Genomic DNA, 373 nt, shown 5'->3' with positions numbered 1-373 from the left:
AGAGCACGGAAGAGCGGAATATCTCTCATTCACGGCCGGTGCGTCAAGGAGGGTAGTAGAAGCTGGGTCGTGTTTTTTTTTTAACGGTGTCTCGTGGGCTCGGAGATGTGTATAAGAGACAGCTTGTAATCCGGGAGCTTCTGCTGCCCGATCAGCGAACTCGCACCCTGCTGGTCGACCTTCTCGGCGACCGACGACACGACCGCGGCGGCATTGTCGTCGGTCTGTCTCTTATACACATCTGACGCTGCCGACGATCGCTATGAGGTGTAGTTCTCGTTTCTGGCCGGGTTCCTTGACTACCACATAGACAAGATTGACTTCTCTTTTGTCAGGATGTTAGGAGTGAGCTAGTCAGTTGCGCTCTTTACAC

At 53.4% G+C, this 373-nt stretch carries 1 protein-coding gene; it reads right to left on the bottom strand.

The genetic code is table 11. From position 1 onward, the window contains the following. Positions 1–80 precede the first annotated feature (80 nt). Entirely contained in the window at positions 81–239 is a 159-nt protein-coding gene (locus SPHN_RS18345) for a hypothetical protein (RefSeq protein ID WP_248525282.1), read from the bottom strand. Positions 240–373: the final 134 nt, after the last annotated feature.

The sequence above is a fragment of the Sphingomonas faeni genome (genome assembly GCF_023195535.1).
GTDB lineage: Bacteria > Pseudomonadota > Alphaproteobacteria > Sphingomonadales > Sphingomonadaceae > Sphingomonas > Sphingomonas faeni_B.
The sequence above is the reverse complement of the archived record's forward strand: the minus strand, read 5'-3'. Positions and strand labels throughout refer to the sequence as shown.